The sequence below is a fragment of the Planococcus donghaensis genome, from assembly GCF_001687665.2.
Lineage (GTDB): Bacteria > Bacillota > Bacilli > Bacillales_A > Planococcaceae > Planococcus > Planococcus donghaensis.
The window spans coordinates 686,016-702,800 of sequence record NZ_CP016543.2; the positions used below are offsets into that span (position 1 = coordinate 686,016).

13 protein-coding genes are annotated in these 16,785 nt (G+C 40.0%); 11 read left to right on the forward strand and 2 right to left on the reverse strand.

Annotated elements, in window-relative coordinates:
* The first annotated feature begins 134 nt into the window (after positions 1-134).
* The 5 genes from BCM40_RS03490 (at position 135) to BCM40_RS03510 (ending at position 6,597) form a co-directional block, all read left to right on the forward strand.
* Positions 135-1,139 (forward strand): LacI family DNA-binding transcriptional regulator, encoded by a 1,005-nt coding sequence (locus BCM40_RS03490; protein ID WP_065527131.1) that lies wholly within the window; start codon positions 135-137, stop codon positions 1,137-1,139.
* A gap of 126 nt (positions 1,140-1,265) precedes the next feature.
* Positions 1,266-2,663: a hypothetical protein gene (locus BCM40_RS03495; protein WP_008432564.1), complete on the forward strand. Its 1,398-nt coding sequence runs from the start codon at positions 1,266-1,268 to the stop codon at positions 2,661-2,663.
* 17 nt (positions 2,664-2,680) lie between these two features.
* The gene (locus tag BCM40_RS03500) at positions 2,681-4,102 is read left to right on the forward strand and encodes an aldehyde dehydrogenase family protein (protein WP_065527130.1); all 1,422 of its coding nucleotides are present in this window, start codon (positions 2,681-2,683) and stop codon (positions 4,100-4,102) included.
* A 45-nt stretch (positions 4,103-4,147) separates the two neighbouring features.
* Positions 4,148-5,323 carry an iron-containing alcohol dehydrogenase gene (locus BCM40_RS03505; RefSeq protein WP_065527129.1) on the forward strand — a complete coding sequence of 392 codons (1,176 nt, stop codon included), beginning with the start codon at positions 4,148-4,150 and terminating at the stop codon, positions 5,321-5,323.
* A 194-nt stretch (positions 5,324-5,517) separates the two neighbouring features.
* Positions 5,518-6,597 (forward strand): hypothetical protein, encoded by a 1,080-nt coding sequence (locus BCM40_RS03510; protein WP_065527128.1) that lies wholly within the window; start codon positions 5,518-5,520, stop codon positions 6,595-6,597.
* A gap of 76 nt (positions 6,598-6,673) precedes the next feature.
* Here BCM40_RS03510 and BCM40_RS03515 read toward each other — a convergent pair whose 3' ends face one another.
* On the reverse strand, positions 6,674-7,522 hold the full coding sequence (locus tag BCM40_RS03515; RefSeq protein WP_065527127.1) for a hypothetical protein: 849 nt from the start codon (positions 7,520-7,522) through the stop codon (positions 6,674-6,676).
* Positions 7,523-7,684: 162 nt separating this feature from the next.
* Between BCM40_RS03515 and BCM40_RS03520 the strand changes: the two genes are divergently transcribed.
* Both BCM40_RS03520 and BCM40_RS03525 read left to right on the forward strand, forming a co-directional pair.
* On the forward strand, positions 7,685-8,359 hold the full coding sequence (locus BCM40_RS03520; protein WP_065527126.1) for a response regulator transcription factor: 675 nt from the start codon (positions 7,685-7,687) through the stop codon (positions 8,357-8,359).
* Entirely contained in the window at positions 8,349-9,710 is a 1,362-nt protein-coding gene (locus BCM40_RS03525; protein ID WP_065527125.1) for a sensor histidine kinase, read from the forward strand. Before BCM40_RS03520 ends, BCM40_RS03525 begins: the two co-directional genes overlap by 11 nt.
* A gap of 175 nt (positions 9,711-9,885) precedes the next feature.
* Here the strand turns inward: BCM40_RS03525 and BCM40_RS03530 are convergent, their stop codons facing one another.
* Entirely contained in the window at positions 9,886-10,761 is an 876-nt protein-coding gene (locus BCM40_RS03530) for a YitT family protein (RefSeq protein ID WP_065527124.1), read from the reverse strand.
* Between the two features lie 278 nt (positions 10,762-11,039).
* Between BCM40_RS03530 and BCM40_RS03535 the strand changes: the two genes are divergently transcribed.
* The 4 genes from BCM40_RS03535 to BCM40_RS03550 all read left to right on the forward strand — a co-directional run bounded on the left by BCM40_RS03535 (position 11,040) and on the right by BCM40_RS03550 (position 16,713).
* On the forward strand, positions 11,040-11,558 hold the full coding sequence (locus BCM40_RS03535) for a YcxB family protein (protein ID WP_065527123.1): 519 nt from the start codon (positions 11,040-11,042) through the stop codon (positions 11,556-11,558).
* Positions 11,559-11,823: 265 nt separating this feature from the next.
* Entirely contained in the window at positions 11,824-12,285 is a 462-nt protein-coding gene (gene yiaA / locus BCM40_RS03540; protein WP_065527122.1) for an inner membrane protein YiaA, read from the forward strand.
* Positions 12,286-12,357: 72 nt separating this feature from the next.
* The gene (locus BCM40_RS03545) at positions 12,358-13,260 is read left to right on the forward strand and encodes a hypothetical protein (RefSeq protein ID WP_156851251.1); all 903 of its coding nucleotides are present in this window, start codon (positions 12,358-12,360) and stop codon (positions 13,258-13,260) included.
* 237 nt (positions 13,261-13,497) lie between these two features.
* On the forward strand, positions 13,498-16,713 hold the full coding sequence (locus tag BCM40_RS03550; protein WP_065527121.1) for a M36 family metallopeptidase: 3,216 nt from the start codon (positions 13,498-13,500) through the stop codon (positions 16,711-16,713).
* Positions 16,714-16,785 lie beyond the last annotated feature (72 nt).

Sequence of the window (16,785 nt, forward strand, 5' to 3'; positions counted from 1 at the left end):
AGTATACATAGAACAAAAATTAGAAAAAGAAAATTCGATTTAAGTTGAAAATCTCTTAGAAATCAACTAGCTTTAAGTAATACATATAAAGTGAGAGTTAGATAGAATTTGTAGAGGAAGGTCGGAGAATCAAAATGGTATCGTCAAAAGATGTGGCAAAATATGCAGGTGTTTCACAAACGACCGTGTCACGGGTGGTCAATACACCTCATTTAGTAAAAGGGCCGACATATAGAAAAGTAATGGCTGCAATTGATGAATTGAATTATATTCCAGACGGCAATGCGAGGTCTCTTGTACAAAAAAAGAGCGATACGATTGCGCTTATTTCAGGGCCTTTATACAATCCCTTTTTTGTTGAAACGACCACATCTATTGTTAATTATGCAAATGAAAATGGATTTAAAATAAATGTCCATTTTTCCAATGACGAAAATATTGAGGAAATATATAGCTCGATTTTTGAAAAAAAAGTAGATGGCATCATTTTGTCCTCAGTGCTATTGGAGGATCCGGTTTTCGCAAAGCTAGAGAAATCAGGAATTCCATTTATCTTGTACAACCGGAAGCACGAAAGCAATAAAAATTTTGTAGAGATGGATAATGAGCAAGCAGGTTTTTTGGCCACGGATTATTTATTTTCACTTAACCATAGAGAGATTTGTTGGATAGGTGGACCGACAGAAATGAGTACTTTTAAAGGTCGTTATGACGGCTTTTTAAAAGCATTTCAACAAAATAATACTACGGTAAATCCAGAGAAGGTATTCATCGGGAAGACAAGTAAAGAAAACTTATATGAAACTTTTTTAAATTTAGAAGAGCTTTCAGAAAAACCCACTGCCATTTGCGCGGCGACAGATGCGATTGCCATTCAAATGATGGATTTTTATATTTCCGCAGGTTATAAGGTGCCAGAAGACATTAGCATTATTGGAATTGATAACGTGAAAATTGGGCAACATGCTTCGATTAATCTAACGACCGTTGGTATTTCTTCACCTATCGATCTAGGTAGAATTGCGATTGAAAAGTTAATTAAGATGATTCAACAACAAAATAAACCTTGTGTTCAAATAACAGAAGCTGTTAGACTATTTGAAAGAAAGACAATAATTAAAAAGAAGGAGGAGGCATAAGTTCTTTTTTAAGTTAAATGGTTACGTAACCATTTTTTTGATCATAAATGGTTACGCTTCCATTTTTAACAGGGGATTAAGGGAATCTGTAAAGAACGATACTAACAAAGAGATAGGGGATATGTTATGAAATGGAAAAATCGAAAGTTTGGTGAAGAATCGCCGTATATTCCAGCTGGTCCTTTTAAAATTCGTTTGCCGTTTATTCATTACCGGTTCGAATGGCCAGATTATGTTCAAGGGTTATTGATGTGTGCGGTAGATTTAGCAGCCATTCCGTTATTAATAGAATTACTTGGAATGTCGTTTGAAGTTGCTTTAGCGATTGTCATGTTAAATGGTGTCTTTTATTTATTACATCATCTACTAGGTGATCCAACTATTCCAGGATGGATTACACCAGCCATTCCACTGATTATGCTGTACTGTCTTCAATTTCCAGAAGGCCCAGAAAGGGTGCATGCTTTAATCGCATTTCAATTGACCTTAGGGTTGTTTGCCATTTTCTTAGGATCTACAGGATTAGCTTCAAAAGTAGTATCAAGTATTCCGTCTGCGATTAGATCAGGCATTATATTAGGGGCTGGTTTTGCGGCCGTAGCTTCTATTTTCGAAGTAGGAGGTCGTTTTGAAACGTATCCTTGGACGATTTCAATTGCTGTAGGCATCGGTTTTTATTTACTTTTCTCTAAACATTTTACCAAGCTGAAACTAACGAATAATTTATGGGGAACAATCGGCAAGCTCGGTATTTTCCCAATCATTATTATCGCAATTGTTATTGCACCACTGTTTGGTGAAGCTCCTTGGCCAACAATTGAGTGGGGAATTAGCTCTCCCGATTTCATCGGTTTATGGACGGGTTACACGGTTTTCGGCTTAGGCTTCCCACCATTAATGCTGTTTATAACAGGTATTCCAACTGTATTTGCAGCGTATATCGTATTGTTTGGTGACGTTTTGCAAACAAAGGCTTTAGTAAAAGAAGCAGATTTATCTCGTGATGACGAAAAAATTGATTACAATGCGAATCGTGCGCATTTGATTTTTGGAACAAGAAACTCTGCAATGAGTATCCTTGGACCCGATGTTACGATGGCAGGTCCGCTATGGGCTGCTATGCAAGTGGTACTGGTTCAACGATTTAAAGACGGAAGAAAAGCGATGGATTCCTTTATTGGTGGTGCTGGTTCATTCCGTTGGGGAACTAATACCGGCTTACTATTATTACCGATTGTTAGTTTAGTTCAACCGATTCTAGGTGTGGCACTTGCTTTAACGCTTCTGATTCAAGGCTATGTCAGTGTGAAAGTTGGTATTTTAGAAGCAAGAAGCCAAAGTGACTTAGGAATCGCAGGGATTATTGGAGCGGTTTTAGTCATCAAAGGAGCAGCTTGGGCTTTCGCGATAGGGATCGTCTTATGCTTATTGATCTACGGAAAAGACTTCTTTAAGAATGAATCAGACAAAACATTTACGAAAGATGTACCTTTACAAGTTAAAGAAGAAACTTCTGTTTTATAAAGGAAAGGATGTGCCGCATGAAAAAGAAACTTTACATTGATAAGCAATGGGTAGAGACTACTGACTATGTTGAGCTGTTTTCACCGTATTCAAATGAAAAAATTGGAGACATTCCAAAAGCGTCAAAAGAAGATGTAGAAAAGGCTATTGATGCTGCCACAAATGCTAGTGAAGAAATGGCAAATTTGACGGCGTATCAACGGGCAGAAATCCTTGAACAATTGGTTGCATTATTTATCGAACATAGAGAAAGAGCAGCAAAACTTATTTCACTAGAATCCGCAAAGCCACTAAAGTATGCACTAGGCGAAATAGATCGCACAATTGAAACGTATAAATTTGCAGCAGAAGAAGCAAAGCGCTTAACTGGCGAAATGGTTCCAATGGATGCAGCAAAAGGCGGAAGCAATCGCTTAGCCTATACATTACGCGAACCAGTAGGTGTTGTAGCTGCCATAACACCATTTAACTTTCCACAAAATTTAGTAGCACATAAAATTGGGCCAGCTATTGCATCAGGAAATACGGTAGTTTTAAAACCTGCTTCTCAAACCCCCTTATCTGCTTTTCTACTGGCAGAATTATTGGACCAAACAGATTTACCAAAAGGTGCTTTTAATTTGGTGACAGGCAGTGGGAAAACGGTTGGGGACGTTTTAGTTGAAAGCGAAAAAGTAAAAATGATTACTTTTACAGGGAGCCCAGCTGTCGGTAAAGGCATTCGAGACAAAGCCGGATTGAAAAAAGTAGCGTTAGAACTGGGTTCAAATTCAGGGCTTATTATTGATGAAGGCGTAGACATGGATACGGTGATTGAAAAAGTTGTCATTGGATCTTTTTCAAACCAAGGACAAGTATGCATTTCGCTGCAGCGGATTTATATAATGGAAAGTTTAATCGAAGAGTTTCTTACTCGCTTTAAAGAAGCAACGGCAAAACTAGAAGTTGGAGATCCACTGGATCCATCAACAGAAATTTCAGCTATGATTTCTAAAGAAGAACAACAGCGAGCTGAAACGTGGGTACAAGAAGCTGTGGCTGAAGGGGCCAAGTTAGTTATTGGAGGAAAAGTTGAAGATGAAGTATTCCAACCGACTATACTTACACAAGTCGCTGCGGATTCGAAAGTTTCGTGCCAAGAAGTGTTTGCGCCTATTGTCATCGTCAACTCAATCCAATCGGTTGAACAAGGGATAAGTGAAATCAACAACTCTGATTACGGTTTACAAGCTGGTATTTTCACCAATGATATTAAGACCGCGTTCAATGCATCTAAAAAGCTACAAGTGGGCGGCGTACTTATCAATGACATTCCAACTTTCCGTGTAGATCAAATGCCATATGGTGGAGTTAAAGAAAGTGGTAATGGTAAAGAAGGACTGAAGTATACGATTGAAGAAATGACTGAAATGAAACTCGTCATTTGGAATCAATCTTAAAAAACCCCTTTGTGTAGGTAAGATATTTGATAAGGAGTGTTTACAGTGTCAAACAAAATTACGTTTGTGCCGATAAGTTACACTGGCTGGGATTCATTAGAGCATTTGGTAAGTGAAGTAGAACGCTTAAATGCCAGCAATATTTTAATAGTGACCGATCCATTTTTAGAAGAATTGGGGATGACCAATAAAATTATTGAACCGCTTCAAGCACAAGGGTGGAAAACAAGTGTTTATACAGAAGTGGTTCCGGAACCTCCTTTAGAAGTTGGCGAGAAATTAGTAGCCTTCACGAAAGAACATAAATTTGATCTAGTAATTGGATTAGGCGGAGGAAGTGCGCTCGATTTAGCTAAATTGGCCGGAGTTCTCGCAACACATGAAGGGAAAGTGGCTGACTACTTGAACTTAACAGGGAATCGTACGTTAACTCATAAAGGCATACCCAAAATATTAATCCCTACAACTTCTGGAACAGGGTCAGAAGTGACCAATATTTCGGTGCTGTCGTTAGAATCCTCAAAAGATGTGGTAACGCACGACTATCTATTACCAGATGTCGCCATAGTGGATCCAGCACTAACAACATCGTTGCCACCAAAAGTAACAGCTGCTACGGGGATCGATGCGTTAACACATGCAATTGAATCGTATGTTTCCAAAAATGCGAACCCTGTGACCGATGCACTTGCCTTGCAAGCAATCCGCTTAATTAGTGGTTCTATTCGAACAGCTGTAGCCGATGGAGAAAATAAAGAAGCGCGTATGGATATGAGCTATGGCAGTTATTTAGCTGGTTTATCATTTTTCAATGCGGGCGTAGCGGGCGTTCATGCGTTAGCCTATCCTTTAGGCGGGCAATTTCATATTTCACATGGCGAATCGAATGCTGTCTTATTGCCTTACGTCATGGGCTATATTCGCCAAAGCTGCGAAAAAAGAATGAAAGATATTTTAGAAGCAATGGGCTTTAGTTCAAATCAGTTTTCTCAAGAAGAAGCTTCACTAAAGTGCATTGAAGAACTAAAAAAATTAGTAGCTGATGTCGGAATTCCATTGTCATTAAAGGAATTTGGCATTCAAGAAGAAGCTTTGGATAGTCTAGCGGATGATGGCATTAAGCAAAAGAGAATTTTAGCAAGAAGCCCGATGCTATTAGAGAGAGAAGACATTTTCGCGATTTACCAAGCGGCCTTTAAAGGGGAAGTTGTAGAAAAATAAAGATTGTGTACTAACTAAATTAATTGTCGTACATAAAAACTTCTATTTCCTGAGAGTGAATATCTCGGGGAATAGAAGTTTTTTTAATTTCTAAATTGAAGCTTGCTTATTCTGAGATCCGAACGATATAAACATATGCTACTATATATGTAGTTGTATAATATATCCATTTCAGTAGAGGAAGGAAACCAACTATGGATTTTAAAACGAGAATTTTAGAAACTGTTATGGCAGCTGAACTAGAGATACAGAAAGTAATAGCTGGACATGAAAAGACAATTAAAAATCAAGAAGACGTAATAAAACGACAAGAGGAAAAAATACGAGAGCTAAAAACAAAATTAAAAAAGCGGGAAGGGGAAAATCTGCAGCTTCAAGTACGTTTAGACTTAGAAGTATCTAAACAACAAAATAATCCTTTACCTAAACCTACAAAAAAAGTAGTAAAAGAAGAAGTTCGTACTGTGAGCGCAGCTAAACAACCTACTAAGGAAGAAGAATGGGAAAAGACATTATTACAAGTTAGAAATGAGTTGTCAGCAGCAACTGAAAAGAAAAAGCGGGAAAAGACTTATTATGAGAATTCTACATCCGAAAACGAATCTACTACAACTGACCTTACAGAACTAAACGACTCGTTAAAACCTGTCATTTATCGTTATAAGATTAATGTTATAGATAACGCTTTTCTGGAGACATTCGTAAGGAAATATAATTTAGTTGGACGGAAAGCAATTTTGCCGTTATATGAAACAAAGAATTCTCGTGAAATATACTTGTATACAGAAGTGGAAAATATTTTTGTTGATGTATTGCTTAAAGAGATTTACATGGTTAATGAGCAGTTTGAAAGCCTGTCTGCAAGATATTCACCACTCGTACTCAAGTATCGTCAAATTACAAATATCAAGCATGCTTCTCAAGAAAAGAAAAGTGCTGAAAAATCAGGCCAATGGAACTCGGTGGACACGAATTCGTCTGCATCACTTGCTTCTATTGAAGATTCTTTATTTAGTGAGCAAAGTGAACTGAATAAAATCGGCTATCGAATTAGTGGTTCTACAAGAGAAGAACGGTGGGAAGCGATTAGAAGAGCGATTCCAGCAATAGGACTAAAAAAAGTAGTATATATTATTAGCGCAAATGTGCGGTTAAGAAAAAAACAAAAAAATGGGGAACAAAAATACCAACATGCGATTACAGAATGGGAATACGATCTCAGTCAAATTAAGAAACGATATTATTATGGAGGTTTTAAGTGGCCAGAGACTTGAATAGCTTTTTCAGCATGTCACAATCCATATCTCCACAAAAAAACTCGGCACCCAAAGGTATCGAGTTTTCTTATTTTTATAAGCTTTCGTCAGAAGATTCGTCGTTTGTATTATCGCGTTCTCCACGGTGCTCTTTAGCCCCGCCACGTTGTTTCGGAAGTTCGACATCAAGTGCTTCAAGCTGAGTCTGTGCTTCTTCTTTTGTCAACGTGCCTTCTTTAACTTGATCGAGAATCGCTTCGACTTGTGTGCGTGTTTCTTCATCTAAGTCTGCAAAACGATCTCCTTTCAATTCTGGCACTTCAATACCAAGTGCTTCAAGCTGTGCCTGAGCTTCTTCTTTCGTCAACGTGCCGTCTTTAAGTTCATCCATGATCGCTTTAGCTTGAGTTTGCGTTTCCTCATCTAAATCTGCGAATGGATTGCCATGACGATTGCCTTTCCCTTGACGTTCACCCATCTCAGGTGCATCAATGCCAAGTGCTTCAAGCTGTGCCTGAGCTTCTTCATTCGTTAACGTGCCGTCTTTAAGTTCGTCCATAATCGCTTTAGCTTGAGTTTGCGTTTCCTCATCTAAATCTGCGAATGGGTTGCCATGACGATTGCCTTTCCCTTGACGTTCGCCCATCTCAGGCACTTCAATACCAAGTGCTTCGAGCTGAGTTTGTGCTTCTTCTTTTGTAATTGTGTCGTCTTGTAGTTCATCCAGGATTGCTTTAGCTTGATCTTTTGTTTCATCATCCAAATCGGCAAATGGACTACGGCGCTCTTCTTTATCCTTTGAAAGAGCTGTTGCGCTTTGTTCAGTTGCGTTTTCTGTTAAAGTGTCTGTTGTTTCTGATGCAAATACGGGACCTACGGCAGATCCTACAACTCCAATTGATAATGCGCTTGTAGCGAGTAATAACGATAATTTTTTGTTCATTTACGATTCCTCCTAAGTTTTGATGTGATGTCTTACAATGCTTACTATAAAGTGGGTTAGTGAAAGTTTAGTGAAATTGAAAAAGAATTTTCATTTGTTTTTCATAAAGGTATGTTATTTTTAGAAAAGATAAAAAGGGACTTTTAAGAGAGGAGGAGGCATATGAAAGTGCTATTAGCTGAAGATGATGAGCGCCTTGGAGAACTGATCGTGCATTTATTAAAGAAAAAAGGAGCTTCTGTTGTTGACTGGGTAACAGAAGGTGAAGATGCCATTGCTTATGCGCAAGCCTCTTTTTATGATGTCGTCATTCTCGATTGGATGATGCCAAATGGCGATGGCGTATCCGTTTGTCGGCATTTACGAGCATCGGACTATAGCGGTGCCATATTGATGTTGACGGCAAAAGGCGCTGTGCCAGATCGAGTAGAAGGACTAGATGCCGGGGCAGATGATTATATTATCAAACCGTTTGAAATTGATGAGTTGTGGGCACGGCTTAATGCGTTAACAAGACGTACGCGCACACCAATCCGAGAAGAAACGGTAACGCTTGGTGAATTATTGCTAAATCGAACAAGTCATACGCTCTACTATCAAGAAGAAGAAATTTTACTCACACCGCGTGAGTTTCAATTATTTGAACTACTTGTAGTAAATCGAGGACAAGTACTGACCCGTGAATTGATACTCGATCGCATATGGGGACTCGATGCCGAAGTGTCTTTAAAAACAATTGATGCTACAGTGAAGCTATTAAGGAAGAAAATTAGCCGCACCAGTAAAGAAGATTTCATCAAAGCGGTTCGCGGGGTGGGGTATAAAATTGAAGCGTGAAAAAAGAACAAAGCGAGCTGAAAAAACAAAAGATGTCTTTCGGGCTACGCATAAACGTCTCACCTTATTTTACAGCGGCATTTTTTCCATCTTTTTGATCCTCTTTGTAGCGATTGTGTTATTTATTTTGTATCAAGTAGTTTTTAGCGGTCAAGAGCAGGAACTACGGCAGCTTGCCGAACAAGAAATAACGGATCTTCGCAGAGAAACCTTTGGGCCGGCTGCTCCTACGCGAAGACTGCCGCGCCAACAATTTCTAGCAGAAAATCAATTGTTTTATTACGTACAAACTTCAGATGGTGAACTTGTAGTATCTAATGAAGGCATTGAACAGCTACAGCCATTGTACTTGGAACTTATTTCGGGTTGGGTGCCTAACGAAACAGAAATTAGACAAGAAAACATCACCATCCCAAAAGAAGATCCGGAGTTTAGTGAGTTTCTAAATTTTGATTTTACGGTTCTTACTTTAGCACGTCCGGTCAAGGTAGACGGTGACGTTGTCGGTACGATGTATATCGGTCTCGACATTTCCAATATCACACGGATTTTCCGTTGGACGGTCATCGTACTTAGTGGACTAGCTATTCTCTTTATTGGTATCGGAATTGTGCTTAGTTATATCATGTCAAAACGGGCACTTGTTCCGGTTCAGCGGAGTTACAACCAGCAACGTGAATTAGTGGCGAACGCATCTCACGAGTTGCGAACGCCGCTAAGTACGATTTTATCTTCTATAGAAGTGCTTGAAATGGAGCGGGAAGAGAAAGATCCTTTTACCGGACGCATTTTGGACGGGTTAAAACATGAAGTTCGTCGAATGACTGTATTGGTTAGTGATTTGCTGACACTGGCACAAGCAGATTCACCAGATGCCAATGCGCTAGTTCGCAACTGGTGCAACTTAACTCCAGCGAGCAAACAATTGATAAGCTCTTTTAAAGCAAGAGCGACTGCTAAAAAAATCGATTTAATACTAGATGCACCTGCGGAAGCGAATGTATATGCAGATTGCGACAAATTAGTTCAGCTATTATCGATTCTACTCGACAATGCGATCAACTATACACCAGAAGGCGGCACTGTTACTGTCACCTTGCAAATACGCAACGATTCTTTACTACTTGCCGTACGGGATACCGGGATTGGCATTGCAGCTGCTGACCAAGACCGTATTTTCGATCGCTTTTACCGAGCAGACAAAGCACGGACGCGAAAAGAAGGTGGCCATGGACTTGGACTGGCAATCGGCAAATGGATTGTAGACGCACATGGTGGAACGATTTGGGTGGAAAGTTCAGCAGGTGAAGGGTCGTTATTTCAAGTACGGATTCCAAATGGTGACAAGTAAAGTAAGCAGGTAGTATTTTAAAGAACATGACCTTGAACAGGTTAACAGTCGACTTATAAAATAGAATGAGATAAGATTCAACACAAAAACCGCCGCATAGAACTTCTGTCGGCGGTTTTCGCATTGGATAAAAGAAACAAGAAGGTCTTTATAGATTTACTAGCTTGCATGAGAATTAGTGAATATCTCGCTTTCTAAAGTTGCCGCCTCTTACTTCAGCTACGTCGTAAACGGCGACAAAGGCATTGTTGTCGATTTCAAAGATGATTTCTTTCATCTTACTGTCTTCGAGTCGGTTGATGATGCAAGTGATTTCTTTGTAGTCCTCGTTAGTATATGCCCCTTTGACGATATTATAGGTGGCATTGCGTCCAAGACGATCGTAGATGGTTTGGACGAGTAGCTCAGGGTTACGCGAAATGATTTTATAGGTTTTAGAGCCACTGAATCCTTCTTCGACCAAGTGAATGACTTTGGCGGCAATGTAATAAGCAATGCCTGATAAGAAGGCGCCTTTTAGACCAAAGACGAATGAGACGATGATAAAGACGAACATGTTAAGAAATAAGATCAAATCACTTGTTCCAAATGGCAGTTTGCGTGACAGCAGTACCGCCAGCATATCGATTCCATCGAGCGCACCGCCGTTTCGCAATGCAACTCCCATTCCAAACCCAATAATAATTCCACCAATGACTGTAATCAGTAATGTGTCTCCGACGATGATAGGTGGAATATGATGCATCAAGGTCGTCGCATAGGCAAGAGAAGAGATACCGATGGTAGAGTAGATAGCGAAGCTTTTCCCAATTTGCTTATACCCTAAATAGATGAATGGAATATTCAAGACGGCAATCAGCAAACCTAACGGCATTCCAGTCAGTTGGGAGCCAACGATGCTGATACCGGTGACCCCACCGTCCGATACATTATTCGGAATTAGCACGGTTTCGAGACCATATGCGGTGATGAAAGCACCGATGATGATGGGCAATGCTCGCAAAATTACTTTAACTTTATTAGCTTTTCGTTTTTTATTTGGTGCAGTCATTCTAGTCCTCTTTTCTATCTTTTCGCGATGTGGTTTTATCCTCAACTATTAACTATAATCCTTTTATTGCTCATTTAGTAGCGCCAAGTTCAATAGAAACAATTAAAGACTTTTTTAATTGTTTCCAAATTTTGCGAGACTGCAGTTTTTTCATTTTACTTAGAAAGGTGAGAGAAATAACTTTTTTATCCAAAAAATTCCTTTTATATGGTATGATAGAGTCCTATTGAAGTCTTGAGAAAATGTCCAGGTCAATAAAAAAGGAGCTAACTAAGAACATGGAGATTGTCTATGAAGTAACCGAAGAAGCGTATATTGATTTTAATTTATACCACGCACAAAATTCTGAAACGGTCAGGAAAACAATGACCATGCAACGAGTGTTGGTCCCGATTATTTATGTAGTGATGGCCATCGTACTTTCGTTTATATTGGATATTCCAATCTTATTCATGGTAATTCCGTTTCTGATCATGGGAATTTTATGGGCTGTATTTTATCCGAAGTATTTTTATCGTCACATTCGGAAATCAGCCAAAAAGTTACTTCGAGAAGGAAAGAATACAGGAATACTAGGTACGCATACTATGATTTTTACAGAAGTGGGTCTTCGTGAAATCAGTGCAACAGGCGAAGAACTGGTATCGTGGGCGGGTATCGAAAATTTCGGCGAAGATACATCCAATTTGTATTTATATAATAGCGGCTTATCTGCTTATATTATTCCTAAGAGCAGCTTAGTGGATGTTGATCGAATTCGTCAATTTTTACTAGATAAGATTAATAACGAGAGCTAGAGGCAAAGTCTACATCTATTTTGTTAGAGAAAGACAGGACTATAGAGTAAATCCAATACTTATGTAGGAGCGCCGGCAGAAAATATTCTGTTCGGTGGCTTTTTGATTTCTATAAAATTAGTCTATTGAAGATTCTATTCAAAAACAATTGTAATGCTTTCTTCTATATATGGTAGAATAATCGTAATAAAATATTTTTGTAAAATTGAGACAGCTGTGCAAAAAGAGAGAAATCCGCAATATTAAAAGATAGGGGGAAATGTATATGTTAGGGGATAGAGAAGAGGACGTATTCACGAAAAAGCCGGTGGAAAAACGCAGGCTTGGTGAACCGACTGGCGCGTTCAAAGGTGCATCTTGGGGTGCATTGCTTATTGGGGTATCGACGTATTTGATCGGTTTGTACAATGCAGGAATGGAGTTAAACGAAAAAGGCTATTATATTACCGTTATGATTCTCGGACTTTACTCGGCCGTTTCTCTTCAAAAAGCGGTTAGAGACCGTGATGAAGGAATACGCGTTACCAACTTGTATTACGGCATTAGCTGGTTTGCACTCATTGCCGCAATTTCGCTTATGGCGATTGGCTTGTTTAATGCAGGAAGTATCACGTTAAGTGAAAAAGGCTTTTACGGCATTTCGTTCGTCTTGAGTTTGTTTGCTGTTGTAACCGTACAAAAAAACGTGCGCGATACAGAAGAAGCGAACAATATGGATGAGTCGTAAGAGACACAAAAATTTTGTGAGATCACACCATTAATCAAAGACAAAATTTAACGAACAGAAAGAGGAAACCAATTGAAAATCCAAGTTAAAAAACTAATGTTATCGGCTATCGTCACAAGCGTTGTATTTACAGGGGGAGTCGGTAATGTCTTCGCACAAGAAACATCGACAAACGCTAACTCAGAAACGGAACAAATGCAGCAAAACAAACAAGAGACCAAGTACTCGAAAAAAGTGATGGAAGCGGTACGCGTTGCTTTAGGAGAAGATGCTACATCTACGCAAAAAGATAGTGCCATAAACAAATTACGGAAGACGCAAGTCATGGATTACTACTTGGCGTCATTTGGTAAAAAGTTAAAAGGTAACGAAGTTCGTCGAGCAGTAAAAGAAGTGTTTTCAGTTGATTTAAACATAATTTCAGAAATGAATTATGGCAGCAAACTGAGCGTTTATTCGGATGACATTATGGAAAGCTTGCGCGTTTCTTTGGGAGAAGCACCGACATCTAAAGCAAAAGACGAGCAGATTATGAGCATGATGAAAAACGAAGTAATGGACCGCTATATAAAACAACATGATTATTCACTTACTGGAGTAGTGAGCCGAGCGCTGATTAATGGTATTTACGGCGTGAACTTGCAGGGGATTTCTAATTTGGAATACTTGCAAATAGCCATCCACTCTAAAGGACAATGGATTATAAAAAGTGACAAGGATTTATTCATGTTAAAATCTAGCCTCGACGATGTGGATGTGTCGATTGCAACAACGCCTTACTTTAAAGAAGTAACAGGCAGTGACCAAATACCAGTAGCTTTGAAAAATCAACTTTTAGATAAAGGCTTTACTTATATTGAAGAAACAAACCTTCTGTATTACAAAGACCCAGCCGGCAAATCAGTTTCAGATCAATTCAAAGGTCAAGTAACTGGACTTCTTGTTGAAGCAGTAATAGCGCAATCTCAAAAGTAATCCTTAGCAGCTCAAACCGCCCATCTCTCAACCGAGATAGGCGGTTTTTTCTTGTTTAAAATCAACTTTTTCCAACTATCCACTAAACCTACTACCAATAGTCTATCCCTCGCTACTACCTTGTAACAGTCTTACTACTGCTTAGTCAGTGTTTATCAACTATTGGGTAGGACTTTATCTTATAGTGAAGAACAAGTACTAAGTATCACGATTAAAATTGAGAAATGGGGATGTATGATGAAGAAGGAAAAAGTATATTCTGTATTGGGTTCGGCTGTTTTAGCAAGTTCCTTATTAATTCCTTTTACCACAAATGCCATGGAAATTTCAGGACCGATCGCTTCAACAAGTGTTTTGGAAACACAAACACATGAACAATTGTATGACGCTCGAAATGTGCTGAGTGGCGTAATCCCTACGAGCAAACAATTACTAGCAACCAATAAATTAATCGATTCCATTGGAAGCGGTACCAAAGTTCAGTGGAACAAAATGTTTGGTACGCCTTCATCCATTGTAAAAGATAAAGGGTATTTAACAGCTCCAACTTCAGGTTCTGCAGAGACAATTGCGCGCGGCTGGTTAAAAGCCAATGCTGAAGTTTTTGGATTGGCTGAAAAAGATATCGATTCACTAAAAGTAATTCGCAATTATAAAGTGCCTGGCACAGGTCTTCAACCTGTTACATTCCAACAATCATTTGACGGTATCGAGTCGATTTTTGGTGGACGCGTAATTGTCGCAGTCAATAAAACAGGACAGATATTATCGGTAACAGGCAATTTGTCGAAAGCCAAATCTTTTGTAAATGACTTTGCTTTATCCGAAGCAGATGCATTAAACAAAGTCATTGCATTAGAACAACCTGGTTTGGCGTATACAGCTAAAGCCGCAGGACAAGCAAATGGATGGAAAGTGTTTGATGGGAACAATGTCTTGCCAACAAAACAATACGTGAAAAAAGCGGTATTTTCTAAAGGCGATGAAATGAGACCCGTGTACCGCGTATTGTATATTGAAGAACTTCAAAAAGGTGCAGAAGTGATTATTGATGCGAAAACAGGAGAACGGCTATACGAACGTTCACTTGTTCAACATTTAAATCCAGAAGGGGCAATTTTTGAAAACTACCCGGGTTCGTCTAAAGGCGGTACGTTGGTCAACAAATCATTTAAAGGTGACGCCGCTGCTTCACCAAACGGTTGGCTACTCCCGACAAGTGAACTTGGCGTTACCACACTTGGTAACAATGCAAATTCGTTTGCCAACTGGAGTAACTTTTTAGCGCCAGCCGATCAAGCGGTTCGACCGGTCAATCCATTAGGACAATTTAAATACCCGTTCTTAAATGCTTGGCAAAAGAGTAAAGGGCAAGCTTTGCCGCCTTCTTATGCAGAAGACGTCAACAGTGCAACAACGAATCTGTTTTATCACCACAATTTGTTTCATGATTATTTCTATAAGCTTGGGTGGGTTGAAGGTGCAGGGAATCTTCAAACAACAAATTTTGGCAAAGGCGGCTCTGAAGGTGACGCCATTATGGGATTGGTCCAAGCCGGAGCGGTTTCAGGTGGGGAACCGACCTACACTGGACGCGACAACGCTTATATGCTGACCTTGCCAGACGGTCTGCCGGCATGGAGTGGGATGTTCTTATGGGAGCCGATCGCAGGCGCGTTTGAAGGCGAATATGCAGACGGTGATTACGATGCAGGAATTATTTATCATGAATATTCTCACGCCTTGTCTACACGATTAGTCGCAGGCGGAGAGTCTCTTGGCAGCCATCAGGCAGGTTCGATGGGCGAAGCTTGGGGAGATTGGTTTGCGATGCATTACTTGATCAAAAATAACTTGCAAGACAAAGCCGTTGTCGGAGCTTACGTAACGGGCAACGAAGAGCGCGGAATTCGTAGCTGGTCGTTAGAAGATAGTCCACTACAATACGGAGATATCGGCTTTGATATTATCGGACCTGAAGTACACGCGGACGGCGAAATTTGGGCAGCGATTCTTTGGAAAGTTAGAGAAGATTTGCTGGCGTCACTTGGCAAAGAAGCAGGTGAGAAAGTCGTTGAGCAATTGGTCATCGATGCGATGCCAATTTCTGCTCCAAACCCGTCAATGGTAGATATGCGCGATGCCATCATTGCGGCCGATACAGAACGTTACGGCGGGAAACATTACGATACATTGTGGGCAGCCTTTGCAAGTCGCGGGTTAGGATATAGTGCAGCTTCAAATGGTGGCAATGATACCGATCCTACACCTGCTTATAACCATCCGCTAAATGACAAAAATGGTTTGTTCGCCGGCAAGATTATTAACGCCGCTACGAATAAACCAGTTGAAGATGTTCGCATCATTATTGGTGAATATGAAGCTAGAACAAGTGCTGTTACGAAAACAGCAGAAAAAGGCGCATTTGGCGTTCCGATGCTAGCAGGGACTTACGACATCACCATCCAAGCAAAAGGCTTTGGTTCACGTACACTTAAAGATGTTGAAATTGATACAGGTAAAAACAAAGCATTGAAAATTTCGCTTGAACCAAACGTTGCCTCTTCATCGAATGGCGCAACAATTGCGAGTGTGTCTAGTGAGTCTGACAGCAACCAAGTGAAAATGGTCATTGATGATACAGAAGCGAGTGTATACGCATCTGAAGCTCAAGAAGGCGGCTTTACAGGTGCAGAATTTGTTGTTGATTTGGTGACGGATAAAGCGGTTAAAGTGTCTAGCGTCAACGTCAGTGCCTTTAAAGACATCTCTAAAGGAAGATTTGCGACAATCAAAGACTTTACGGTACTTTCTTCTATAGACGGGGAAACGTGGACGGAAATTGTAGATAGTGAATTTACAGCTTCGATTCCACGTCCAGCTACACCTGATTTGCACTACAAAGAATACGAACTAGAAAACACGGTAGAAGCGAAATACTTGAAACTGGTTGTCAAAAATGCACAAAATAACGCAGCAGGTTATATTCAAGTAGCTGAACTGCAAGCATTTGGACCAGGCAAAACAAAAATTTCACCACTTGTACTAGAGCCTGAAGAGCCGTTTGTGGCTACAGGAACAGTTACAGCAGGAAATGCAGGAACAGGCATCGGCAACTTAGCCGATGTGGGTGCGACGCTTGCAGTCACGGAAAATGAATTTGTGACTACACAAAATCCAACTCCGACGACACAAGGTTTGGACGGTTACGTAGTGACGTTGCCTTCGCCATACGGAGATGGAATTCATACGTTTAACCTGACAAGCTCAGCAGAAAGTGACTACGATTATGACGTGTATTTCTACAATAAGAACTTCGAAGTGATCGGATCAGTTGCCACTTCTGGAGCTGACGAAACAGGAGTCATTCCTGGTGGCACGGCTTACGTTTATGTTGGATTGTACAGCGGAGCAAACGTACCCTTCACATTTACAGCTCTAAGCCCGTATTAAAGAAAGTTGTTCCATACGTTTTTATAATAAAACCGTTAGAGAAAAATTCATCATTTTTCTCTAACGGTTTTT

What these genes read in the sequence shown, in the direction of transcription:
- BCM40_RS03490 (WP_065527131.1), top strand. Translation starts at nt 135, where the DNA reads ATGGTATCGTCAAAAGATGTGGCAAAATATGCAGGTGTTTCACAAACG.
- BCM40_RS03495 (WP_008432564.1), top strand. Translation starts at nt 1,266, where the DNA reads ATGAAATGGAAAAATCGAAAGTTTGGTGAAGAATCGCCGTATATTCCA.
- BCM40_RS03500 (WP_065527130.1), top strand. Translation starts at nt 2,681, where the DNA reads ATGAAAAAGAAACTTTACATTGATAAGCAATGGGTAGAGACTACTGAC.
- BCM40_RS03510 (WP_065527128.1), top strand. Translation starts at nt 5,518, where the DNA reads ATGGATTTTAAAACGAGAATTTTAGAAACTGTTATGGCAGCTGAACTA.
- BCM40_RS03515 (WP_065527127.1), bottom strand. Translation starts at nt 7,522, where the DNA reads ATGAACAAAAAATTATCGTTATTACTCGCTACAAGCGCATTATCAATT.
- BCM40_RS03520 (WP_065527126.1), top strand. Translation starts at nt 7,685, where the DNA reads ATGAAAGTGCTATTAGCTGAAGATGATGAGCGCCTTGGAGAACTGATC.
- BCM40_RS03530 (WP_065527124.1), bottom strand. Translation starts at nt 10,761, where the DNA reads ATGACTGCACCAAATAAAAAACGAAAAGCTAATAAAGTTAAAGTAATT.
- BCM40_RS03535 (WP_065527123.1), top strand. Translation starts at nt 11,040, where the DNA reads ATGGAGATTGTCTATGAAGTAACCGAAGAAGCGTATATTGATTTTAAT.
- yiaA (WP_065527122.1), top strand. Translation starts at nt 11,824, where the DNA reads ATGTTAGGGGATAGAGAAGAGGACGTATTCACGAAAAAGCCGGTGGAA.
- BCM40_RS03550 (WP_065527121.1), top strand. Translation starts at nt 13,498, where the DNA reads ATGAAGAAGGAAAAAGTATATTCTGTATTGGGTTCGGCTGTTTTAGCA.